Below are 22,049 nucleotides of genomic sequence, written 5' to 3'. Positions count from 1 at the left end.
TAGGTCATTGTAATCTTAGGGTACTTCTCTCAACATCGATTTCTTGTTAATGACTTGGACTAATTATATGAAAATTTTGAATAGTGTGTTTGTAATATATTGACCCAAGTTTTCGTTTTCTTTACGAAAGATTAAAAATATGACAAATGTTATCTATTTTCTGATAATTTTATGTACAACATCAAAACGAGGAGGGAGCAATATGAGTCAGTCAGCGGTACAAGTTAAAGGGGAGGCCAAAAAAGGAGTATTGAAAAGAAGTTCCAAAGTAGAACGATGGCTTCATGTATATAAACAATTGAAGAAAAACAAAATGGCGGTAGTTGGAGCTTGGATAGTTGCCTTTTATTTTTTGGTTGCCTTATTAGCACCAATCATTGCCCCTTATGATCCATTACAGATTGACTTAGTTAACAAACTGCAAGGTCCATCTTGGGAGCATTGGATGGGCACAGACGATAAAGGAAGAGATATTTTAAGTCGTGTGATTTATGGTTCACAGCTTTCACTAGCAGTAGGAAGCGTTTCAGTTCTCATTGGGGCTGTATTAGGCGTTATGCTCGGGTTGATTGCTGGATACTACGGAAAATTAATAGATACCGTAATTATGAGGTTCATAGATATCCTGTTAGCTTTTCCAGGTATATTACTTGCTTTAGCCATCATTAGTGCACTAGGTCCAAGTTTAATCAATGTCATGATTGCTGTTGGAATATTCTCAGTTCCAACCTTCGCAAGAATTGTCAGAGGTTCAATGTTAAGTGAGAAAAAGAAGGAATATGTAGATGCGATTCGAGCGTTAGGGGCTTCAGATTTTCATATTATTGTAGTCCATATTCTTCCTAATATTTTCTCTCCTATTATTGTTCAGGGGACCCTTCGCCTGGCAACAGCCATTTTAACGGCAGCGGGATTATCCTTCCTTGGTATGGGAGCTCAACCTCCTTCACCAGAATGGGGAGCTATGTTAAGTGACGGGAGAAACTTCTTATGGACTGCACCACACATTGCAACGTTCCCGGGACTTGCGATTGCATTTATTGTACTTGGACTGAACTTATTCGGAGACGGTCTGCGCGATGCGTTAGACCCACGTAGTAAAAAATAAAATTTGCTATAAGGATGTGAGCGCGATGTTTGTTTTTATTATAAGAAGAATGCTTCAAATGATCCCAGTCGTTCTAGGGGTCATCCTTGTAGTATTTTTAATTATGCAGATGGTTCCTGGTGATCCAGCCGTGTTACTTGCTGGCGAAAGTGCAACCAAAGAACAGGTTGCTCAATTAAGAGAGCAGTTAGGGTTAAATCAACCACTTTATATGCAATACTTTGAATATGTGAAAAACGTAGCTACTGGTGACCTTGGAACATCTGTCCGTTCAGGAAGACCAGTTGCAGAAGAAATTTTCACCCGTTTACCTGTAACGGTTGAGCTTGCTTTCTGGAGTATTATTGTCACTACAGTTTTAGGTTTATTAGCAGGTATTATATCTGCTACAAAACAGTATTCTATTTCGGATATTTCAATCATGATTGTAGCTCTATTAGGAGTCTCTCTACCCAACTTTTGGCTGGGATTGATGCTGATCCTAGGATTTGCCGTTAACTTTCAAATCTTCCCTGTTTCAGGGTGGGGAAGTTTCATGCATGTCGTATTACCAGCAATTACGTTGGGGACTGCCGGAGCTGCCATCGTGGCGAGAATGACTCGTTCAAGTATGCTTGAAGTGATTAGTCAGGATTATATTCGTACGGCAAAAGCAAAAGGTGTAAAACAAACTTATATTGTGTACAAGCATGCATTAAAGAATGCTTTAATCCCAGTAATTACAGTCGTGGGCTTACAATTTGGAGCGCTGTTAGGTGGAACGGTTCTAACGGAAAGTGTATTTGCTATAAATGGGCTTGGAAGACTCATTATTGATGCTATTCGTATGAGAGATTTACCGGTTGTACAGGGATCGATCCTAGTTGTCTCTATTCTTTTCGTTATTGTAAATATGTTTGTAGACATAGCGTACCGACTACTGAATAAACGTGTAGATCTTAACTAGAACGGAGTGGTGACATGACTGAACAAGAAAAGATATTAGATGTAAAAGATTTAAAAACCTATTTCTATGTAGATGATGAAGAAATTCCTGCTGTCGATGGTGTGGATTTTAGTATAAATAAAGGAGAAACACTGGGAATAGTAGGGGAATCAGGATGTGGAAAGAGTATTACCTCCTTATCTGTTATGCAATTGGTTCCAAATCCTCCTGGCAAAATCGTAGGTGGAGAAATTAATTTTAAAGGTGAAAACCTTTTGCAAAAGACAGAAGATGAATTACGAAAAATCCGTGGTAATGAAATTTCTATGATCTTTCAGGAGCCGATGACATCTTTGAACCCTGTCTATACGGTTGGCGAGCAGATAGCTGAAGCCATTCGCATTCACCAGAAAAAGGGACGCAAAGAGGCTTTTAAACAAGCTGTTAAAATGCTTGAATTAGTAGGGATTCCTTCTCCTGAAGAACGAGCTAAACAAGAGCCTCACCAGTTAAGTGGAGGTATGAGACAGCGTGTGGTTATTGCCATGGCTCTTGCATGTAACCCAGAGTTACTTATTGCCGACGAACCGACAACTGCATTAGATGTAACCATACAAGCACAGATCTTAGATTTATTAAAAGAATTACAAAAGGAATTTAACTCCGCTATTATGTTCATTACACATGATCTGGGTGTTGTAGCTGACACATGCGATAAGGTTGTTGTTATGTACGCTGGAAAAGTAGTAGAACATACGGATGTTGATTCTCTTTTTGAATCACCTAAACACCCATACACAAGAGGGTTATTAAACTCAATTCCTCGTATAGACGAGGACCAGGAAGAGTTAGAAGCGATAGACGGGAACGTTCCGAGTCCGACAAACAGACCAAAAGGATGTGCTTTTGCACCTCGTTGTCCATTTGCACAAGAGATTTGCCATGAAAAAACACCAGACCTTGAAGAAGTGGATCAGGTTAAAGCTAGATGTTGGATTTATACGGATCAATGGCAAGGCGAGAACCCAATTGAAGAGGGAGGAGAGGTAGCAAATGTCGGTAGCTGAGCTTGAACAACCTTTATTGGATGTACGAAACTTAAGGCAGTATTTTGATATAAAAGGCGGAGTTTTAGGACGTACAGTGAATCATGTGAAGGCAGTAGATGGCGTAGATTTTCAGATTTATGAAGGTGAGACGGTTAGTATTGTTGGAGAATCTGGTTGTGGGAAATCGACAACAGGTCGAGCAATTCTTAGGTTGGATGATCCGACATCTGGAGAAATCCATTTTAATGGCCGTGATTTAGCAGGTTTAAGTAAGCGACAAATGCGTGATGTGCGTAAAGATTTACAAGTTATCTTTCAAGATCCATTTGCTTCTTTAAATCCTAGACAAACTGTAGGACGTATTATTGAAGAAGGGATGAGTATTTTAAACTCTGTCCCAAAAGAGAAACGTAAAGAACGCACGATAGAATTATTAGAACAAGTAGGGTTAAATGCTGATGTAGTGGATCGTTACCCTCATGAATTTAGTGGGGGACAAAGGCAACGAATCGGTATTGCTAGAACGCTTGCCATTAATCCGAAGCTTATTGTATGTGACGAAGCTGTATCTGCTTTGGATGTTTCTGTTCAAGCTCAAGTGTTGAATCTATTAAAAAGACTGCAAAGGGAATACAACTTAACATATTTATTTATTTCACATGACTTAGGTGTTGTTCGTCATATTTCTGATCGGATCATTGTGATGTACCTAGGTAAAATTGTAGAGGTAGCAGATAAGAAAACGTTATTTGAAAATCCAAAGCATCCTTATACCAAAGCATTATTATCAGCAATTCCTGAACCAACAAGGAAAAAGCAGAAAGAGCGGATTGTACTTCAAGGGGATGTTCCTTCACCTATTTCTCCTCCATCGGGGTGCCGTTTTCACACACGTTGCCCGTTAGCTCAGGAATCATGTAAAGTGAAGGAACCTGAGTTAAGGAGAGGCGAGGATGGACAACTTTATGCTTGTGACGTCGTCTGATTTATATGGTCGAAAGGTTCTATAACGAATGAACCTTTCGATTTTTTTATATTAAGATATAATTTTCAAAAACTTCCACTGACACATTGGTATATAAAAGTGTTAAAGTGTATAGAAAGAATTTATAAAGTGAGTGGTTTTCCGTGATTACACTTAACTTACTAACGACAATGATTGTTTTCTCGATTATAGCTCCTATTGCTGCAGCTATAACCCTTTTTATGGTTTTGGCATTTGATCGAGAGCTCGACTTTTTAAAAAGCCAAAACTTACAAATAAAAATGGAAAAAGAACTGCAATATAGTGAATACATGCAGTTAAACCAACAAATCCAGCCTCACTTTTTATTTAATACTATGAATTTATTATTAGGTCTAGCGCGTCTAAAGAGAATTGATCAATTAATTGAGGTCATGGAACATTTTTCGAAATTTCTACAATTTAAATATCATGTCAAAGATCAACTGATCCCTTTTTCAACTGAGCATGCTTACACAAAACATTATCTTGCTATTCAACAGTCTCGTTTTGGCGAACGACTTCGTGTAGAAGAAGACGTGAGAGATACGGACCAAGAAGTTCCTCCCTACTTGTTACAAACTTTAGTTGAGAATGCTTTTAAACACGGGTTAGAGAAAAAGTCTGGAGATGTGATTCTCATCATCCGTTTTAGAAGAAATGAGGACTTGGTTACGCTTGAAGTGCTGGATAATGGTTTAGGTATAACAGAAGAGCATTTGGAAGCATCAGCTACTGATAAAAGTGGACATGGATTAGACAATCTTAGAAGAAGATTGCATTTACTTTTTGATGAACGTGCGGAAGTCCGACTTGAACCTATTGGTAGCGGAGGGGTTAGAGCTATAGCTTCATGGCGTACGGGAGAAAAACATAATGTGTGAGGGGTGTTAAATGTGAATGTATTATTAGTAGATGATGAACCTATGATGCTTGAACAATTGAAAGTGATGATAAAGCCTTTATGCCCTCTGTGGAACCTTTACCCTGCAGTTGATGGCAGTCAAGCTATGCATATAATAGAAGATTTACCTATACATTTAGCATTTTTAGATATAGAAATGCCTGGGAAATCAGGCCTTGAATTAGCTGCGGAATTAAAGCAGAGATATCCGAATATAGAAATTGTTATTATTACAGCTCATCAAGATTTTGATTATGCTAAGCAATCTATAAAGGTAGGGGTAGCTGAATATTTAACTAAGCCTTTGATTGAAAGCGAGTTAAAAGAAGTCGTAAAACGTTTTGCGAATGATGTTGATTTTATGAACTATTCACAAATTGTACTTCGTGCATTAAATATCGTTCATGACAAATATGACGAGAGTCTAAACCTATCGAATGTAGCTTCTATGATTCATGTGAATTCTTCTTATTTAAGTCGTAGGTTTAGTGATGAAGTTGGGTTATCTTTTTCAGAATATGTTACGAATTATCGTATTGAGATGGCTAAAAATCTCCTTCGTTCAAACAAGGAACTGAGTGTTTCAGATGTTGCTGAACAAGTGGGTTTTAATCGTCTTCATTACTTTAGTACAACCTTTAAAAAGAAATTAGGGATGTCACCCAAGGAATTTCGTGAAAAGGGGGACTAGCTATTGAATGCTATAAAACCACCAAGACAAGGTTTAGGTATTGGTGTAACGACAACCTATCTCCTGGAGAGATGGATCACGCCGTTCGCCCTTTTTGTTGGTGCAGAATCCATGCTTAATTATGGGGTTTTAGCAGGTTTTTTGTTTGCTTTAACTGGATTTTTGGTATTTTTATGTTTTTCCTTTTTTATATTAAGAGTTAAAAAACAATCACCGAATCTAAAATCTATGTCAGAATGGCTATCGTTTAAAATGGATGATTTAGAGAGTGAGTATTTTCAGAGAATATTAAGAGGTCTTTACAGTTTAGATATTTTTATACTAGGGGTAGGGGGTGGAGCTTTATGGTATGCCGCTGTGCGCCTACCAATGGTAGTTGGAACAGGAATATCACTTGTTATACTTGGCTTAATATCTTGGATTTTTGATAAAACAGAATGGGGCCGAAACTATCGTATATACATTTTGGGTATCTTTTTTGCTCTGTTAGTGTTTTTCATTGTTTATCCATTTCTTGTGAATCCTATTCAAGCCATATATGATGGCATAAGGCTATACCATCCTTACTTATTAGTGATCCAAGAAAAAGAACTTGCTTTGTATATCATGGCTGTGTTTTCTATTTTTATGGGGCGAATCTTGATTTCCCCTTCAGCATGGAAGTTAGTAGAGTATAAAAGTAAAATGAAAATTCGATCTTCCTTATTACTAGCAGGTGCCATTTGGGCTACTTTACCGATTGCTTTTTCAGCTCTTCTTTACCCTGTGATCTCTCAGGGAACGATTGGGCCTATAGAAGAAGTCTTTTATTTTGTTTCGCGTTCAACACCTTCGCCAATAATAAAGTTTGTGTTTTTATTTATGATAGGGCTAATCTTCTTAAGAGCTGGTCGTCATATTGTTCGATCCATTCGTTCTAATGAGACTGATATTAAGTTTAAAAACCATATCATATATTTGTATATCGTTCCTATAGCTTACGTGTTATATAGTATATTTCAGCCAACACTACTCGATCTATTTTTCATGATAGGAATCCTATACGCTTCTATACTAATCCCAATGGTGTTTATGGTGATATTTGAAAAACATGGTGGATGGGTTATCCCTTTTACCTTTTTAATAAGTATCCTATTCGGGGGAGCTACTTATGTAATTGAAGGTAGATTTATGGCTATTTTAGGGGCTGTATCTATATCCCTTTTCATTATGTTGTTGTATAAAGCTTCGATGTTTTTTATAAACCAGATTAAGCTTTAATTTAAAGAGATGTATTGAAAACTTACATATGAGTAAGTTTTCTTTATTTTTACTCAAGTTTATTGTTTCATGAGTAATTGTTTAAAAATATAGAAAATTCACAACTAAGTACTCTATAATGTAGGGAGATTAGTCATTTCGAAAATAAACAATGATCTCTGTAAAGGTGGTAAAAACATGAATCAAGATTTCAACTCTTATCCATACTCATCTCAACGTATGACAACATTTGCCCAAAATGGGATGGTAGCAACCTCTCAACCTTTAGCTGCACAAGCTGGACTAGATATTATGAAACAAGGTGGAAATGCGATTGATGCAGCGATTGCAACGGCTGCTTGTTTAACTGTAGTTGAGCCAACGTCAAATGGCATTGGTGGAGATAACTTTGCTTTAGTTTGGACGAAAGGGAAATTACATGGCTTAAACTCAAGCGGACCTTCTCCAGCTACTATTTCAATCGATGCAGTAAAAGAAAAAGGTCACGAGGAGATCCCGGCTTTCGGTTGGATGCCCGTGACAGTACCAGGTGTACCTGCTGGCTGGGCTGAGCTTTCAAAGGAATTCGGTAAACTTCCTTTTAAAGATGTACTTCAGCCTGCTATCGACTATGCAGAAAAAGGTTATCCCATCTCCCCAGTTCTAGGTAAGTTTTGGAAATCAGCTTATAATAAATTCAAAGACACCTTAACGGATGAACAGTTCACCTCTTGGTTTGAGACGTTTGCTCCGAATGGAAGAGCACCTGAAATTGGTGAGGTATGGCGTTCACCAGGCCATGCTGAAACACTTCGCTCTATTGCCGAAACGAATGCTGAGAGCTTTTACAAAGGTGATATTGCAGATAAGATTGATGCTTTTTCAAAACAATATGATGGATTCTTAACAAAGGAAGATTTGGCACAATATAAACCCGAATGGGTGGATCCTATTCATACGAATTACAGAGGGTATGATGTATGGGAGATCCCTCCAAATGGTCAAGGGTTAGCTGCTCTAATGGCATTAAACACATTAGAAGGCTATGAATTTCCTGAGAAAGAATCGACGGAAAGCTATCACAAAATGATAGAAGCCATGAAGCTCGCTTTCGTGGATGGACAAACATACATAACGGAAGAGTCTCATATGTCTGTTGATGTCAAAGACTTGCTATCAAAAGAATATGCAGATGATCGAAGGAAATTGATTGGTGAAAACGCGATTACTCCTGAACCAGGAACGCCTCCAAAAGGCGGAACGGTTTACTTATCTACTGCTGATGGTGAAGGGAATATGGTTTCCTTTATTCAGAGTAACTATATGGGCTTCGGCTCAGGACTAGTAGTACCTGGGACAGGCATTGCTTTACAGAACCGCGGGCATAATTTTTCCATGGATCCTAGTCATGATAACTCTCTTGAAGGTGGAAAACGTACCTATCACACGATTATCCCAGGCTTTTTAACAAAGGATAATCAACCTGTAGGACCTTTCGGCGTAATGGGAGGTTTTATGCAACCACAGGGCCATGTACAAGTCGTAATGAATACTGTAGATTTTCTTCTTAATCCTCAGGCTGCTTTAGATGCTCCGCGTTGGCAGTGGATGGGAGACAAAACCGTTACGGTAGAACCACATTTTCCAAATCATATTGCTCAAGCCCTTGCTAGAAAAGGACACAATATCAGGGTTACATTAGATGGCTCTGGATTTGGAAGAGGTCAGATTATATGGCGTAATCCAGAAACAGGCGTATTGTACGGGGGTACAGAATCTCGTACTGATGGATCAATCGCTGCGTGGTAATAAAGGGGAGGGGCGACCTTGCCCCTTTTCATATTTAATAGAAAGGATAACTCAACATGAAAGCATTACATATATTTTTAGCCTTTTTCCGAGTAGGGATGCTCGGTTATGGAGGAGGTCCTGCGTCCATTCCGCTCGTTCACAAAGAGGTTGTAGAAAAATATAAGTGGATGAGTGAGGATGATTTTTCTGATGTACTCGCTTTAGCGAATACGCTACCTGGACCAATAGCTACGAAAATGGCAGGATATATTGGATATCGAGTTCAAGGGTTCATGGGGATGCTCAATGCAGTTTTAGCTACGATTATTCCTACTATCATTCTTATGATCATCTTACTCACATCTCTTGCTTCCCTCAAAGATCAACCTTGGGTTCAAGGCATGACACAAGCCGTCGTACCGGTGGTTGGAGTGATGCTAGCTGTACTGACTTGGCAATTTGTGAAGAAATCGAAACAAGGGTTAGGGTGGATGCCTACTATTATTCTAGCTATTGTTACAGGACTTCTTATGCAATGGCTAAATATTCATCCTGGGATCATCATTGCCTTGTTACTTATATCAGCTCTTCTGAAAAAAGATAAAAACGTTGAGGGGGCATCTTCATGATTTTATGGAAGATCTTTTTAGCTTTCTTCATCCCCGGGATACTAGGGTATGGAGGTGGGCCAGCGTCCATCCCTCTTGTTGAAAATGAGGTTGTGAAACGGTATGAATGGTTATCGGTCAATGAGTTCAGTGAGGTATTAGCGATGGGAAATGCGTTGCCAGGTCCGATTGCGACGAAAATGGCAGGGTACATTGGCTTTCAACAAGCAGGTATAGCGGGGGCTGCTGTCGGGATTTTTGCTACCGTTGCCCCATCTTTGATTTTGATGATTGCATTATTAAGTATCTTATACAAATATAAAGACTCACCTAAAGTCAAACGAATGACCATGTACATAAGACCAACGATCGCAGTGTTATTAGGACTCATTGCCTTTCGTTTCTTCTTTAGTTCTTATGAAGGTGGAGGGTTTTGGCATACGAGCTTTCTGATTGCCACGAGTTTCATTCTGCTTGAGAAAGTAAAACTACATCCAGCTTTTGTTATAGTTGGAGCACTGGGGTATGGTGCGCTTTTCATGAGTTAACATTAGATATTTAAAAGAGCTTGGATTATTTAAATCCAAGCTCTTTCTTATGGTTCACCTTTTATAACTTATCTATATTCGAAGTTAAATTTTGAAAAGAAGAATGTACGACATTTTGTTTGCGTTTAGGAAGTTGAAGTAACCGTAGTAGTTCTTCAGTAAACTCTTCGTTCATATACAAGTAATTGATGATCCTCACCATATCATGTTGGCTAATGTTAGCTTGCTCTTCAGCTTGATATACTTGTTCAAACTCTCGTAACAAGGCATCTTTTGGTAGAGGGAGGCCAACAAGCTGATCGAGGGTCGTATCAAATACCTCACTGATCCTTTTAAGCGTGTTTAAATCAGGGATTTGACGGCCACTTTCATATTTTGAAACCGTGGATCTTGATATATTTAGTTTTTCAGCTAATTGAGTTTGAGACCAGTCATATTTTTGACGGAAGTATGTAATGTTCTCAGAGATATTAAAATCCACAACTCTCACAACCATTCTAAATCCTTGTTTCAATAAATCGTACCATGATTTAGAGGGATAAAATGGCGTTTGGTTGTTCTTTACACGAACATATTTCCATATGTTCCAAATGAGAACAAAATGAGATAAAAAAAGCGACTGAGTGAACAGTCGCTAACAGTTGATTGCCCTTACTTCCTTGCACGATAAAAGGGGAGGAATCTGTGCACATCATATTAATGATGCTAGAAGTGGAACAATCTCTTATTCACAGTTTTATCCACATTCTCAACAGTTTATACATCCATAATTAAAGTTTTTATTCACATTATCCACATAAAGAAAGAAAGTTATCCACACAACCTTATGCACAAAACCACCATATGTGTAACAGGGGGTCGACATGGTTGTTCACATTGTGCACAATGCTGTGGATAACTTTCTTCAACAGGGGGGAGTAGGATTATGACAAATCCTTTAGTATCTATGTACCCTTTTTTGATAATTTTAATCCTACGATTTTTTTGTGTTTCTTTGGATTTTACTAGCACGATCAAACTGTTTAGAATAAAGAACCTCTTGGGTTTTAGAAAGCTTACTTTTCTCTTCGCGTACTGCTCTTGCTTTGGATTTCATATCAAAACCTCCTCATATATTGTTCACAGTATTGCCTGTTAAGGTGGGAAATATACGAAAAGGGTGCATCTCCATAGAGTAGAGAGGCACCCTTTTAAAAACTATTATGCTTCTTGTGCGTGTTCATCTGCATCTGCTGTGCGATAGTAGTGGAACTCATACTGATTCTTTGTAATAACATAAAGGTCAAAAACATCTTCTTTCTCGTTAATATAGTTGTAAACATCCTCGTATAACTCGTTAGCTTTTATGCAGTAGGATAGTTTCTCTGCAGCTTTTTGAGAACGAATATTTGTTTTACGAATCTTCATAAATACCGCCTCGATATTTAGTTCAAAAAATAACTCTAAGAAGAAGGCGTCTTTTGCTACTTGATTGTAACCTTTTCCGTGATACGGTTTACCAATCCATGTTGCTAAAAACCCAGTGTTGTCTTGGATGTCGAATAGATTAATTGTGCCAATGGGTTGATGCCATTCATCCAAAATCGTACGGGAGATAAGTTCTCCACTTTCTTCAGCTTCCAATGTTTGTCTTGTTAGGAAGTAGAACTCATCTGATGAGTAGCACTTGTGTCGTACGTAAGGGAAAACATCAGGGTGTGACATTAAATCAAATAACACTGGGGACTCCAACAAATCTCGCTTTTTTAACATAAAAAAAACCCTCCTGGTATCAAGAGGGCAGAAAAAGACAGGGGAGTCCCCAGTGGTGTCGATTCCACCCTCGAATTTTTATCAGTTGCTCACAAAAATCCGGGGTGGGAATCGAACCCACTAGAACCAGCCTGAGCCGGTGACGCACCATTTGCCTTCCCTGGGAAATTGTATTGTAAAAACGTATGATTTCTCATCATAATTTCTAGATTAATCATAATCGATTTTCTCCAAAAAGGGAATAGGTTTTTTGTTGATTTTTTGTAAACTTTTCAAATGGGCTTATCCCTTGGTGCTAAAGGGATAGAGTATTAATTCATGATCACAAAAAAAGACGGCATTCCAAAAGAATGCCGTTCTAGTTTTATACAATATCACCATTAATCATGGTCCATATAGGTTTCGCTAAAAAATCAAAAGGATGGCCGTTCCAAAGAACCAAATCAGCATCCTTGCCAACTTCAATGCTTCCGATTCGGTTATCCACACCTAGATTACGAGCAGGTAGAATCGTGATGCCTTCCATTGCTTTATCAAGGGATAACCCTTCTCTGGCAGCGAGAGCAGCACAAACATTCAAATATTGAATAGGTGTGTAAGGGTGGTCAGTTGTAATGGAGACATTAATCCCGTGATCCGTTAACGTTTGATACGTTTGCCAAGATTTATTTTTAACTTCGATTTTTGATTTTCGAGTAAGGGTAGGACCTACGCAGACTTGTAGATCACGTCCTGCAAGTTCCTCTGCTATAAAATGACCTTCTGTACAATGTTCAATACGCAAATCAAGATTGAATTCATCGGCAAAGCGAACTGCACTTAATATATCATCTGCTCTGTGAGCATGAACTCGTATTGGGATTTCGCGCTTAAGAGCTTGAATGATAGGGGCATTACGAGGATCCTCAGGGTGCTCGCACCATTGAGCTCTAGTGAATGTTTCTCGCAACATCCCCATAATTCCCATTCGTGTGATTGAATCGTTTGTGGATTGCGAGTGGATCCGCTTTGGATTTTCACCAAGTGCAAGTTTTAATCCAGCTGTTTCTCTCACAAGCATGTTACTTATATTTTTTCCAGTTGTTTTAATGACCGAGGTTGTTCCACCAATGATATTTTGACTCCCAGGCATTATATGAGCAGAGGTGATCCCGTATTTACGAGCGTCATGAAAAGCAGTATCAAGAGGATGACAGCTATCTAGAGCTCGTATATGTGGCGCTAACGGATCGATCGTTTCATTTGCATCGTTTCCTGCCCATCCTGTGCCTTCATCATATAAGCCAAGATGTGTGTGAACATCAATAAATCCAGGGAAAAGATGTTGCCCTTCGCCATCAAGGATGTCAGCTTCGTTTTCATGCTCAACACTCTTACCGAAGGCAACTATCTTACCATTCTCAATCAAAACTTCCCCTCTTTCTATTACTTCTGAAGTAATAGGATGAATCTGTACATTTTTAATGATCGTTTGCATTTTGTATCGGTTTTTCCTCTCTTTATAGAAGGATATCTCTCAAAGCTGGCTCAAGGTGTGGATAATTGAATTCGTATCCGTGATCAAGAGCTTTTTGTGGATATACATATTGACCTTGTAATAACAACATACTCATTTCACCGAGCATTAACTTTAAAGCAGGTGAAGGAGCTGGTAACCAGTGCGGTTTATTTAGAACTTTGGCTATGGTTTTACCTAAGTCTTTGTTTCGTTTAGGGTTAGGTGCCGTAGCATTCACGGGGCCAATGATATCGGAATTGTGGATGGAAAAAAGGATTAACCCAACAATATCTTGAATATGTACCCAAGACATCCATTGCTCACCATCTCCAACAGGGCCACCTGCCATCATCTTATAGGGCATAGCCATTTTCTGCAGTGCGCCTTCCTCACCTAAAATAACTCCAAACCGCATATAGACCGTACGCACTTTAAATTGCTGAGCTTTGTGAGCGCGTCGTTCCCATTCGGTTACAACATCAGCTAAAAAATCATCGCCAGGTGTTGTTGTTTTTTCTGTAAAGGTTTCGGTTTGGGATGTCCCATAATACCCAACGGCAGATGCATTTACAAGTACATCTGGTTTTTGCTCCAATTTCTCAATAAGATCCAGCACAGCATCTGTTGCCTCTATGCGGCTATTCATGATACGTTTTTTCATGTCTTCAGTCCAACGACCACTATTTAAATTTTCTCCTGCTAAGTTCACGATGGCATCAAGACTCTGAATTTCTTTTTCAGGTTCCATCCCTTCCTTTAACCAGCCGACATATTTAATCTGATCTGTATTGTAATGCTTTTCCGGACTTCTCGTTAATATGATAATTTCATGTCCTTCATGGGCGAGCTGGCGTGTTAAGTGTGTTCCTACAAAACCTGTTCCTCCAGTCACAGCAATACGCATGAGAAAACCTCCTATTTCATTACATTTAGTTTATATTAGTTTTGCTTAAAAAGCGATATAAGTTTCATTGTCTGAAATTTTCTATTAAATTTTGCTAAAATATAATTGAGGTGAAGAACCGTGCCAAAGATTTCGCGAATCACGACTCAAAAAAAGAATAAACAACGATATAATATTTTTGTTGATGATCAGTATGCCTTTAGTGTTGATGAGGATATACTTGTTCAGCATACCCTTCGAAAAGGGATGGAAATTGATCAGGAAACGATCGATGATTTGGTCCGTAAAGATGGGTTCCATAAAGCATTTACCCTTGCTATTAACTATTTAAGCTATCGGATGCGCTCAGAAAAGGAAATTCGTATATATTTAGATGAGAAAGAAATTGATGAAGAGAAAATAGAATATGTAGTCAATCGACTCAAGCAAGAGAATTACATAGACGATGGAGAATTTGCAGCTGCATTGGTTCGTACACGTATCCATACATCAAGTAAAGGCCCTATGCTAGTGAAAAAGGAATTAATCGAAAAGGGTGTCTCGCCTCATGTAGCCGAGGATGCCATGCAACATTATGCGTTTGATGTCCAGGTAGAAAAAGCAACAAAATGGGTAGAGAAAAAGCTTCGATTAGACGGAAAAAAATCCTTCCGTGAACAAATTCAAAAGGTTCAACAGACACTCATGCAAAAAGGGTTTCCTAAAGACGTTATTACAGAAGCAATGGCAAATGTCGAAGATGAAAATGATGAGGACGCGGAATGGGAAGCAGTCGTTTATCAGGGTGAAAAAGCGTTAAGAAAATATGCTCAAAAGGCTGAAGGCTTTGAATTAAAGCATAAGTTGAAAGGTGCTCTTTATCGGAAAGGCTTTTCATTTGAGTTGATAGAGCGTTTTATTGAAGAATATGTGGATGGTGGAGAATAAGGAAAACGCCCTGGAGAATTTTCAGGGCGCTTTTGCTTTTCTTATTTACTTACATGAATTTCATTACGTCCATCATCATGCTCGATAATGTACTGAGCAACATTCATTGGAGATGTTAGCTTGGAAGGGTTGTCGACATGGTCGGAGTCCTCCCAGAATGGTGTGTTCATTCCTCCCATATAAACTGCTGTTACATCAACGTTTGTATCCTCAAATTCCTTTTGAAGACTTTCTGTAAAACCACGTTGAGCAAATTTACTTGCACAATAAGCAGACTCGTTCACTTTACCACGCAAGCCAGCTGTAGAGATAATATTTAGAATACGCCCTCCATTTGGCTGGATTAATGGTAGAGCAGCCTGAGTCATATAAATCGTACCTTTGATATTGGTGTTCATCATAAGTGTGATATCTGTACTATCTAATTCCTGAACAGGACCGAACACCCCAATACCCGCATTGTTAATCAGAACATCAAGGTGTTCCATTTTATTGACCGCTTCTTTGACAGAAGCAGGTTCAGTAACATCGCATAAAATCACTTCTGACTTTCCACCTGCATCCTCAATGTTACGTTGAACGATGGATAAGTTATCTTCTGTTCTTCCTAATAAGTAAATGTAGTTGTCTTTTTTGGCATATTCTTCTGCAAGCGCAGCACCAAGTCCTGTACCCGCTCCGGTTATTGCAATATAAGCCATCATGTAAGCTCCTTTCTCATGTTGGGATCATTGTTGTTGAAATTATTCATTTTCTATTGTGTACAAACGTTGCTAAAATGTAAAACAAAGGGGTGTTCAGAAAATGGAAAGAAGATATAGTGATATGACAATAGAGGAACTTCGTGATTCAGTGGCGCAGCTTACAGAACAAGCAAGAAAAGCTGAACAAATGGGCATGGTCAATGAGTATGCGGTTTATCAACGTAAAATTATTATGGCCAAATCCTATATGATGAATCCAGGAGATTTCAAATCAGGTGAAGTATATGAAATAGATGGTGACCCAGGCATGTTTTTTGAAATTGATTATATGAATGGTGTTTTTGCATGGGGGACACGCAAGGATCAAAATGGCGCAATTCATGGTGAACAAGGTGAAGAAGCACTGCCGATTTCAATGTTTGGACCGAAAGTGAATTAAAGTATTCTTCCAGCAGTCTTTGGTAACAAAGGCTGCTTGTGTATTATAAATAATTAATCATTTATATGGCAGGATTGTTGAAGACTTGAAACTGAGAGGAGTCCGTTGCTGATGAGTAATTTGTTCCGGTCAGTGAAACGGCAAGCCTGTTGTTGCCCCACACGACGTGGGGTAGTTCTACGTTGCCACATGATGTGGCGGTTTTAGTAGAACCTCCATAGTATAGCCGAGCCTCCTCGTGCCTGCGGGGTCTCGTCTTCCCTTTGTTACCACGACAGTTTGCCGTTTCCTTCCCTCCACGCGATTATGGAGGCTAACGGACCATAATTTGGACTTTCCCACCTCATATGTATTGGAAATCATAGTCATAGAAGCTGCTCAGACCTTTGCATGATAGAATTATACTACCTGGAATCAGAACATCCTCTCCCAGAACTACGGCGGTTCCGTTAGTCACCATTCGGTAAAGGTGGGCTGTGGAACGGGTTGACTCCAGCGGAAGAACGGAGTGACGAGACCCCGCAGAGAGCTTGCGAATGAGGAGGCTTTAAAGTTAACAATGAAGTTCGGTTAAAACCGCTACTTTCTGTAGCAACACCGAACTACCCCACGTCGTGTGGGGCAGCAGGAAAGCAACCCGTTCCACAGCCCGCCGCTCTGCACAAAAGCAACGGAACCATACGCACTTTATCTCGAAACCAAGTCTTCAAGATAAGGGGGCTATAATGAAGTAAGAATAGAAGCTTTTTTGTGAAGAATTTTTGAAGTCGGTTGCATTTTCTTCATGGGTATTTTATAATTTTTTAGTGTTTTGACACACTAAAGACAGAAAGGGAATCGTTTCCATATACATATTTAAGTATGGATCATTCCTCCAATACATTCGATAAAGCGCATATTTATTGTTGGTAAAAACATTACACAATAATAACTTCTTTATCGGTTACCCTAATAGGGTAGAAGCTATAATAGGAAGTTCATGCATAACATTTTTATAAAGGAGAGATTTTTCATGGCACAACAAACGGTTAAAATTACAGCGAACGACGGTGTTCACGCACGTCCAGCAACAGTACTTGTTCAAGAAGCAGGGAAATACAAAGCAGACATCAATCTTGAGTACAATGGTAAAGATGTAAACTTAAAATCCATCATGGGAATCATGTCTCTAGGTATCCCATCTGGTGCAGAGGTTACATTCAAAGCTGAAGGTAGCGACGAAGACGAAGCACTTGAAGCAATTATCAACGTTGTTAAAGACCAAGGTCTAGGTGAATAATAAGTTTATGGTAGCAGCTCTTTTTATAGGGGCTGCTTTTTTTATTTCATTCATGGAATAAGTATCTACATTTTTCTCCTTACCTAATTTTGTTATGATAAACATAGTTCCGAAATAAGGAGTGGGGGCAATGGGGATTGGTTTTAAAAGTACTAAAGAAAAGCAAAGAGAGGTTATCTTAAGTGCTGCTAAGCCGTTATTTATAAATCAAGGATTCGAGGAAACTTCTCTTGATCAAATTGCACAAGAAACGGATCTTAAAGAAAGCGAAATTCTTAAGGTTTTTGAATCAAAGAGTGATTTGTTTATTGAAGTGCTGGCAAATGAGTTTCAGTTAGATCAAGATCCCAAAGAAATAACTTTTGCCAAGACGGATTTGAATAAAGCTGCATCAGAGATTGTTTATGACTACATTATGAATCGTTTAAACAGTTATCGTTTGTTTGGAAAGAAAATGATGAAAGAAGTAATGTCACTTGGGTTATCTTTAGCTAAATCGAAGCCCGAAATGATAAAAAAGTTCATCCAACTAGATTTTTTATTTGTAGATGATTTGATTGAATTTCTTGATGATTTAAAAGGGAAGCGTGTCTTAGATGACTCATTTGATTCGGTCCAGGCAGCGGAAACGATTTATAGCACGCTTGCCTTTGAATTCCTCATTTATATTTATCAGGAAAGTCATACAGAAGAGCAGTTTCGACAAGGTATAAAAAAGAAAATCAATTTTATCATGAAATAAAAAAGGAGAGGTAAAAGACCTCCCCTTTTTCAGCCCAGTAGATGTTACGTTTTAATTTAAATTCGACAAAGCGGTGGACGAGCTAAGAACGTTTACGCATTTGAACCTGCGTAATATACTCAGCTTGCGTTTGTTGTGTCTCACCATTCACTTGATCGAATGCATGTTTTGGGTTAGCGCGTGGTGATTGGAAAGGGTCGCTGTATAAATTCTTGAAAAACTTCTTATCTGGTCGTTTTTCCGGTTTATTATTGGCCATAACAGGATCCCTCCTAAGAATCTGTACGTTGGGAAGATTTACGCATGCGTTCCTGAGGACGGGTGTTGATCGTTCCGTTCGCTCGTTTGGAAGCGTATGCGGGTTTTGCTTGAGGTTCACCATTAGGTTTCTCCTCTGGGAAATGCACAGTTTTATTTCGTACCATACAAAATACCTCCAGCCTATAACTGTTCGCATGTACACCTTTTTTGAGGTGTATGATTAGTATGTTCATCAACTGCAGGACATATGTGATACAATGGGAGAGGAAAGTTGGAAACAATAGAGGTGATTGACATGGAAGATATTTTTGAACGATTAGCCAATCGTCTTTGCGATATGAATAATGAATTGTCTATGACGCAAGCGCGTATTTGGGTTGAATATTTGTGGGAAGATTTTGAAACGACACGTGCAAAAGCTGGTCGTGAATATGAAGGGAAAGAAGTTACAGAGCGTATTGTAACGCAATGGATTAATAGCTATGGCCCGCGCCTTCATGACTTTGTTTCAAATAACCCAAGATATGAGCATTTATTGCAAGATGAGGACCGCAGATTGCATTAAAAAAACGAAAAAATCCTACCGCTCTATTTCAGAGCGGTAGGATTTTATATTGCAGATCAATCTTTTCAGGTCGGTACAGCATCCAATTTTTTCTGCAGTTTCTCTTCAGAGAAAATCCATCCAGTGTAAGAAGATAGGATGTTATGGTCATCATCGAGTGTAACAACGGCTACGAAAGGATATCTCCCTTTTGAACGGTAACGTAAGTCGATAAAGCGAACTTCTGTATAGTCATCAAATTCATCGACCTCCCAACGATAAACAGGCGAAAATGACAAAAAGGCAGCAAGGTTTTCGTCCTGAATCGCTTTATCCATGAGTGGGATGTCAGGTAACGGCTTACGATAAAATTGGTCAATAATCTCAATGTGACCATTTTCAGCACGACCTACATAAAAATGATCTCTTGTGGTGATGGCAATGCGCCAAATGTTATGACGGATTGTTGGGGAAGTAACAATTTGTTCCACATTTGTATAATAGTTTTGGATCTCTTTTACCATTTGGCGCTTGTCAAAGTAACGCTTCAAGTAATACAGTATGATCACAAAATACAAAATGAGAAACGTATAACCAGGGTTTGCTCCTAATAACCAAGCGATAATTCCAACTACATGAAGAAGGAAGATGTATGGGTCAAACGTATTGATAAACCCATATGCTACCCATCGTTTGGTAAATGGGCGATAAGCCTGTGTACCATAAGCATTAAACACATCAACCAATACGTGTAAAATGACAGCTAAGAAAGTCCACAGCCATAAATGGAAAAAGTCTACTTGAGGGTAAAAAGCAAAAATACCTCCTGAAAGTCCGATTCCCCATAATAAAATAGCAGGAATAGAATGGGTTATTCCGCGGTGATTTCGAATATAGACGGCATTATTTCTTAGTTTTAATACAGTATCTAAGTCTGGAGCTTGGGATCCAATCATGGTGCCTACAAAAACAGCATTAAATAGCATTGGGTCTTGTTGAACAGCTGGATCTAATGTTGCTAAGCCACCAAGGGCAACCCCCATTACAGTATGGGTACCTGTATCCATTTATAGGTTTCCTCCTTTGAGGTATGTGGGATGGTATATAAAAGTAATAAAGCCATATAATCATTTGAATGTTCTAATTGTAACAAAAAGGGTGAACGTAGTGAAAAATGAACAAACTGTAAAAATCCTTGAAGGTTTTGATAAACAACAATTTCAACAAGACCTTATCCATTGGTTTAAACAAGAGCAAAGAGAGCTTCCTTGGAGACAAGATCAAGACCCTTATAAAGTATGGGTATCCGAAATTATGCTTCAGCAAACTCGTGTTGATACGGTTATTCCTTATTTTAATCATTTTATGGAGAAATTCCCTACACCAAATGCGCTAGCTGAAGCGGACGAGCAAGATGTATTAAAAGCATGGGAGGGCTTAGGGTACTATTCCCGTGCACGGAATTTACAAACGGCTGTCCGTGAAGTTGTTCACTCTTATGACAGCAAAGTCCCTGATAATGAGAAAGAGCTAGGTGCTTTAAAAGGCGTAGGTCCTTATACAAGGGGAGCCATTTTAAGCATAGCGTATAATATTCCCTCTCCAGCTGTTGATGGAAATGTGATGCGAGTCCTTTCTCGAATATTAATGATTGAAGATGATATTGCAAAACCTGCAACAAGGAAGATTTTTGAGTCGATTATTAGGGAAACTATTTCAGAAGAGAATCCCTCAGCATTTAATCAGGGTTTGATGGAGTTAGGAGCTATTGTATGTACACCGAAAAATCCATCATGTATGTTATGCCCAGTTCAAGAACATTGCCGAGCTTTTCATGAAGGGAAGGAAAAGGAATTGCCTATTAAATCATCTCAAAAGAAACAAAAACGTGTTCCTTACATTGTTGTACTAGTCCAAGATGGAATGGGACGTTATGTTGTACAAAAACGATCAGATGAAGGTTTACTAGCAAATATGTGGCAGTTCCCAATGATGCCATTGCATGAGTATGATCGAAACAAAATTCAGCAATGGTTCCATCATGAATATGGAATTGATGTTGCATTTGGCACAACAATGGATACGTTAAAACACACATTCTCCCATGTTATTTGGGATTTAGAAGTTGTCACAGGAGTAGCCCAAAACGGGACACTTGAACATGAAGACGCCCGTTTTGTTACAAAAGAAGAACTGCAACAACTTCCATTCCCAGTATCTCATCAGAAAATCATGAAGCACATTCTGTAAACGGTAAACTAATCGCTGATTGGTCGTGTGCCTGAGGTCCAAGTTGCTTCTTTACGACTAAGGCCTCCGCGACTTTCGATTTCATGATTAATTTCTCGTAAGATGGTGGTACCTTCTGAATTCAAATAAGGCACCATTTGACTTAAAGCATGTTGAAAGTAGGTAAGTTCAGAGTCGCTCCAGTCATCCTTTTTGGTCATGGTTAGCTCTGTCATATCGCGGCCTACATACATGTTGCACCCCTCCTTACCTATATGTTTTGTCGATGGTAAGGGTTCTATTCAATCATGGAACGGTTTATCTTTATTGGTTATAAATGGGTTTTAATTTTTTTGGATAACCTCTGCGATTTTGCACAATCTAATTGTTGCGGAGGTGATTAAGATGGCTAAAAAACAACAACAGCAACAACAGCAACAACAAAACCAAACAGCTGCTGGTACTAACGTTCAACACGTGAAACAACAGAACCAACAAGCTCAGCAAGGTCAAGGCCAATACGGTGCTGAATTTGCTCAGAGCAAAACTGATGTGCAACGTGTTAAGCAACAGAACCAACAGTCTGCACAAAAGAAAAACCAACAGTAACACGATAAACGGAAAGTCGTTACCCCCGAATTCTCTACGACCTTCCTAAAAGAGAGCACTCCTTAAGTGGAGTGCTCTTTTATTTTATTTCTTCTTCCAGAAAAGCCCCCTTATCTTGAAGACTTGGTTTCGAGATAAAGTGCGTATGGTTCCGTTGCTTTTTTGCAGATCGGCGGGCTGTGGAACGGGTTGCTTTCCTGCGGACGAAGCGCCGAGCCTCCTCATTCGCAAGCTCTCTGCGGGGTCTCGTCACTCCGTTCTTCCGCTGGAGTCAACCCGTTCCACAGCCCACCTT

The 22,049-nt window shown here is 39.1% G+C and carries 27 protein-coding genes; 17 read left to right on the top strand and 10 right to left on the bottom strand.

All coding sequences use genetic code 11. The features are described 5' to 3' along the window. Window positions 1–202: 202 nt before the first annotated feature. From nikC to H514_RS0109450, 10 genes are all read left to right on the top strand, one after another. Window positions 203–1,108 (top strand): nickel transporter permease, encoded by a 906-nt coding sequence (gene nikC / locus H514_RS0109495; protein WP_027446756.1) that lies wholly within the window; start codon window positions 203–205, stop codon window positions 1,106–1,108. A gap of 25 nt (window positions 1,109–1,133) precedes the next feature. Then, the gene (nikB, locus tag H514_RS0109490; protein ID WP_027446755.1) at window positions 1,134–2,054 is read left to right on the top strand and encodes a nickel ABC transporter permease; all 921 of its coding nucleotides are present in this window, start codon (window positions 1,134–1,136) and stop codon (window positions 2,052–2,054) included. A 14-nt stretch (window positions 2,055–2,068) separates the two neighbouring features. After that, window positions 2,069–3,100 (top strand): ABC transporter ATP-binding protein, encoded by a 1,032-nt coding sequence (locus H514_RS0109485; protein WP_027446754.1) that lies wholly within the window; start codon window positions 2,069–2,071, stop codon window positions 3,098–3,100. Continuing rightward, window positions 3,087–4,067, top strand: coding sequence for an ABC transporter ATP-binding protein (locus tag H514_RS22825; protein WP_036842208.1), 981 nt, complete (start codon window positions 3,087–3,089; stop codon window positions 4,065–4,067). Before H514_RS0109485 ends, H514_RS22825 begins: the two co-directional genes overlap by 14 nt. 143 nt (window positions 4,068–4,210) lie before the next feature. After that, on the top strand, window positions 4,211–4,969 hold the full coding sequence (locus H514_RS0109475; protein ID WP_027446753.1) for a sensor histidine kinase: 759 nt from the start codon (window positions 4,211–4,213) through the stop codon (window positions 4,967–4,969). Window positions 4,970–4,981: 12 nt separating this feature from the next. After that, the gene (locus H514_RS0109470) at window positions 4,982–5,680 is read left to right on the top strand and encodes a response regulator transcription factor (protein ID WP_027446752.1); all 699 of its coding nucleotides are present in this window, start codon (window positions 4,982–4,984) and stop codon (window positions 5,678–5,680) included. Between the two features lie 3 nt (window positions 5,681–5,683). Continuing rightward, window positions 5,684–6,940, top strand: a complete 1,257-nt coding sequence (locus H514_RS0109465) for a hypothetical protein (RefSeq protein WP_027446751.1) — start codon at window positions 5,684–5,686, stop codon at window positions 6,938–6,940. 177 nt (window positions 6,941–7,117) lie between these two features. After that, window positions 7,118–8,728: a gamma-glutamyltransferase gene (ggt, locus tag H514_RS0109460; protein WP_027446750.1), complete on the top strand. Its 1,611-nt coding sequence runs from the start codon at window positions 7,118–7,120 to the stop codon at window positions 8,726–8,728. 56 nt (window positions 8,729–8,784) lie between these two features. Further along, a complete protein-coding gene (locus tag H514_RS0109455) occupies window positions 8,785–9,339 on the top strand; it encodes a chromate transporter (RefSeq protein WP_027446749.1) in 555 nt (184 codons plus the stop codon). After that, a complete protein-coding gene (locus tag H514_RS0109450; RefSeq protein ID WP_027446748.1) occupies window positions 9,336–9,866 on the top strand; it encodes a chromate transporter in 531 nt (176 codons plus the stop codon). The genes H514_RS0109455 and H514_RS0109450 overlap by 4 nt, the downstream gene beginning before the upstream one ends. Window positions 9,867–9,927: 61 nt before the next feature. Here the strand turns inward: H514_RS0109450 and H514_RS23980 are convergent, their stop codons facing one another. The 5 genes from H514_RS23980 to H514_RS0109420 all read right to left on the bottom strand — a co-directional run bounded on the left by H514_RS23980 (window position 9,928) and on the right by H514_RS0109420 (window position 14,020). Next, a complete protein-coding gene (locus H514_RS23980) occupies window positions 9,928–10,356 on the bottom strand; it encodes a helix-turn-helix domain-containing protein (protein WP_161625882.1) in 429 nt (142 codons plus the stop codon). 483 nt (window positions 10,357–10,839) lie between these two features. Beyond that, window positions 10,840–10,962, bottom strand: a complete 123-nt coding sequence (locus tag H514_RS24650; protein WP_154657358.1) for a YfhE family protein — start codon at window positions 10,960–10,962, stop codon at window positions 10,840–10,842. 104 nt (window positions 10,963–11,066) lie between these two features. Further along, complete coding sequence (locus H514_RS0109435; RefSeq protein WP_027446747.1) at window positions 11,067–11,618, bottom strand: GNAT family N-acetyltransferase; 552 nt, start codon at window positions 11,616–11,618, stop codon at window positions 11,067–11,069. A gap of 364 nt (window positions 11,619–11,982) precedes the next feature. Next, window positions 11,983–13,095 (bottom strand): amidohydrolase, encoded by a 1,113-nt coding sequence (locus tag H514_RS0109425; protein WP_027446746.1) that lies wholly within the window; start codon window positions 13,093–13,095, stop codon window positions 11,983–11,985. 22 nt (window positions 13,096–13,117) lie between these two features. Then, entirely contained in the window at window positions 13,118–14,020 is a 903-nt protein-coding gene (locus H514_RS0109420) for a TIGR01777 family oxidoreductase (RefSeq protein WP_027446745.1), read from the bottom strand. Window positions 14,021–14,140: 120 nt separating this feature from the next. On the opposite strand from H514_RS0109420, the gene recX reads away from it, so the two are divergent. Beyond that, window positions 14,141–14,947: a recombination regulator RecX gene (gene recX, locus H514_RS0109415; RefSeq protein WP_027446744.1), complete on the top strand. Its 807-nt coding sequence runs from the start codon at window positions 14,141–14,143 to the stop codon at window positions 14,945–14,947. A gap of 41 nt (window positions 14,948–14,988) precedes the next feature. Here the strand turns inward: recX and H514_RS0109410 are convergent, their stop codons facing one another. Further along, complete coding sequence (locus H514_RS0109410) at window positions 14,989–15,648, bottom strand: SDR family NAD(P)-dependent oxidoreductase (RefSeq protein ID WP_027446743.1); 660 nt, start codon at window positions 15,646–15,648, stop codon at window positions 14,989–14,991. A gap of 103 nt (window positions 15,649–15,751) precedes the next feature. Between H514_RS0109410 and H514_RS0109405 the strand changes: the two genes are divergently transcribed. From H514_RS0109405 to H514_RS23975, 3 genes are all read left to right on the top strand, one after another. Next, entirely contained in the window at window positions 15,752–16,090 is a 339-nt protein-coding gene (locus H514_RS0109405) for a YfhH family protein (RefSeq protein WP_027446742.1), read from the top strand. A 1,012-nt stretch (window positions 16,091–17,102) separates the two neighbouring features. After that, window positions 17,103–17,369: a phosphocarrier protein HPr gene (locus H514_RS0109400; RefSeq protein WP_027446741.1), complete on the top strand. Its 267-nt coding sequence runs from the start codon at window positions 17,103–17,105 to the stop codon at window positions 17,367–17,369. A gap of 130 nt (window positions 17,370–17,499) precedes the next feature. Next, window positions 17,500–18,111: a TetR/AcrR family transcriptional regulator gene (locus tag H514_RS23975; protein ID WP_027446740.1), complete on the top strand. Its 612-nt coding sequence runs from the start codon at window positions 17,500–17,502 to the stop codon at window positions 18,109–18,111. An 82-nt stretch (window positions 18,112–18,193) separates the two neighbouring features. Here the strand turns inward: H514_RS23975 and H514_RS24305 are convergent, their stop codons facing one another. After that, complete coding sequence (locus tag H514_RS24305; RefSeq protein WP_081672985.1) at window positions 18,194–18,370, bottom strand: YpzG family protein; 177 nt, start codon at window positions 18,368–18,370, stop codon at window positions 18,194–18,196. A gap of 13 nt (window positions 18,371–18,383) precedes the next feature. Next, window positions 18,384–18,536 carry a small, acid-soluble spore protein K gene (sspK, locus tag H514_RS0109385; RefSeq protein ID WP_027446739.1) on the bottom strand — a complete coding sequence of 51 codons (153 nt, stop codon included), beginning with the start codon at window positions 18,534–18,536 and terminating at the stop codon, window positions 18,384–18,386. 107 nt (window positions 18,537–18,643) lie between these two features. On the opposite strand from sspK, the gene H514_RS0109380 reads away from it, so the two are divergent. Next, on the top strand, window positions 18,644–18,937 hold the full coding sequence (locus tag H514_RS0109380) for a YfhJ family protein (RefSeq protein WP_407946874.1): 294 nt from the start codon (window positions 18,644–18,646) through the stop codon (window positions 18,935–18,937). Between the two features lie 65 nt (window positions 18,938–19,002). Here H514_RS0109380 and H514_RS0109375 read toward each other — a convergent pair whose 3' ends face one another. Next, window positions 19,003–19,983, bottom strand: coding sequence for a metal-dependent hydrolase (locus tag H514_RS0109375; protein WP_027446737.1), 981 nt, complete (start codon window positions 19,981–19,983; stop codon window positions 19,003–19,005). Between the two features lie 100 nt (window positions 19,984–20,083). Between H514_RS0109375 and mutY the strand changes: the two genes are divergently transcribed. Next, complete coding sequence (gene mutY / locus H514_RS0109370) at window positions 20,084–21,166, top strand: A/G-specific adenine glycosylase (protein ID WP_027446736.1); 1,083 nt, start codon at window positions 20,084–20,086, stop codon at window positions 21,164–21,166. 8 nt (window positions 21,167–21,174) lie between these two features. On the opposite strand, the gene H514_RS0109365 is transcribed toward mutY, so the two are convergent. Next, complete coding sequence (locus H514_RS0109365; protein ID WP_027446735.1) at window positions 21,175–21,399, bottom strand: hypothetical protein; 225 nt, start codon at window positions 21,397–21,399, stop codon at window positions 21,175–21,177. 151 nt (window positions 21,400–21,550) lie between these two features. Here H514_RS0109365 and H514_RS0109360 point away from each other — a divergent pair, with 151 nt between their 5' ends. Beyond that, window positions 21,551–21,754 carry a gamma-type small acid-soluble spore protein gene (locus tag H514_RS0109360; protein WP_027446734.1) on the top strand — a complete coding sequence of 68 codons (204 nt, stop codon included), beginning with the start codon at window positions 21,551–21,553 and terminating at the stop codon, window positions 21,752–21,754. Window positions 21,755–22,049: the final 295 nt, after the last annotated feature.

The organism is Pontibacillus marinus BH030004 = DSM 16465, from assembly GCF_000425225.1.
GTDB lineage: Bacteria > Bacillota > Bacilli > Bacillales > BH030062 > Pontibacillus > Pontibacillus marinus.
The sequence above is the reverse complement of the archived record's forward strand: the minus strand, read 5'-3'. Positions and strand labels throughout refer to the sequence as shown.

What these genes read in the sequence shown, in the direction of transcription:
- nikC (WP_027446756.1), top strand. Translation starts at nt 203, where the DNA reads ATGAGTCAGTCAGCGGTACAAGTTAAAGGGGAGGCCAAAAAAGGAGTA.
- nikB (WP_027446755.1), top strand. Translation starts at nt 1,134, where the DNA reads ATGTTTGTTTTTATTATAAGAAGAATGCTTCAAATGATCCCAGTCGTT.
- H514_RS0109485 (WP_027446754.1), top strand. Translation starts at nt 2,069, where the DNA reads ATGACTGAACAAGAAAAGATATTAGATGTAAAAGATTTAAAAACCTAT.
- H514_RS22825 (WP_036842208.1), top strand. Translation starts at nt 3,087, where the DNA reads ATGTCGGTAGCTGAGCTTGAACAACCTTTATTGGATGTACGAAACTTA.
- ggt (WP_027446750.1), top strand. Translation starts at nt 7,118, where the DNA reads ATGAATCAAGATTTCAACTCTTATCCATACTCATCTCAACGTATGACA.
- H514_RS0109455 (WP_027446749.1), top strand. Translation starts at nt 8,785, where the DNA reads ATGAAAGCATTACATATATTTTTAGCCTTTTTCCGAGTAGGGATGCTC.
- H514_RS0109450 (WP_027446748.1), top strand. Translation starts at nt 9,336, where the DNA reads ATGATTTTATGGAAGATCTTTTTAGCTTTCTTCATCCCCGGGATACTA.
- H514_RS24650 (WP_154657358.1), bottom strand. Translation starts at nt 10,962, where the DNA reads ATGAAATCCAAAGCAAGAGCAGTACGCGAAGAGAAAAGTAAGCTTTCT.
- H514_RS0109435 (WP_027446747.1), bottom strand. Translation starts at nt 11,618, where the DNA reads ATGTTAAAAAAGCGAGATTTGTTGGAGTCCCCAGTGTTATTTGATTTA.
- H514_RS0109425 (WP_027446746.1), bottom strand. Translation starts at nt 13,095, where the DNA reads ATGCAAACGATCATTAAAAATGTACAGATTCATCCTATTACTTCAGAA.
- H514_RS0109420 (WP_027446745.1), bottom strand. Translation starts at nt 14,020, where the DNA reads ATGCGTATTGCTGTGACTGGAGGAACAGGTTTTGTAGGAACACACTTA.
- H514_RS0109410 (WP_027446743.1), bottom strand. Translation starts at nt 15,648, where the DNA reads ATGGCTTATATTGCAATAACCGGAGCGGGTACAGGACTTGGTGCTGCG.
- H514_RS0109405 (WP_027446742.1), top strand. Translation starts at nt 15,752, where the DNA reads ATGGAAAGAAGATATAGTGATATGACAATAGAGGAACTTCGTGATTCA.
- H514_RS0109400 (WP_027446741.1), top strand. Translation starts at nt 17,103, where the DNA reads ATGGCACAACAAACGGTTAAAATTACAGCGAACGACGGTGTTCACGCA.
- H514_RS23975 (WP_027446740.1), top strand. Translation starts at nt 17,500, where the DNA reads ATGGGGATTGGTTTTAAAAGTACTAAAGAAAAGCAAAGAGAGGTTATC.
- H514_RS24305 (WP_081672985.1), bottom strand. Translation starts at nt 18,370, where the DNA reads ATGGCCAATAATAAACCGGAAAAACGACCAGATAAGAAGTTTTTCAAG.
- sspK (WP_027446739.1), bottom strand. Translation starts at nt 18,536, where the DNA reads ATGGTACGAAATAAAACTGTGCATTTCCCAGAGGAGAAACCTAATGGT.
- H514_RS0109375 (WP_027446737.1), bottom strand. Translation starts at nt 19,983, where the DNA reads ATGGATACAGGTACCCATACTGTAATGGGGGTTGCCCTTGGTGGCTTA.
- H514_RS0109365 (WP_027446735.1), bottom strand. Translation starts at nt 21,399, where the DNA reads ATGTATGTAGGCCGCGATATGACAGAGCTAACCATGACCAAAAAGGAT.
- H514_RS0109360 (WP_027446734.1), top strand. Translation starts at nt 21,551, where the DNA reads ATGGCTAAAAAACAACAACAGCAACAACAGCAACAACAAAACCAAACA.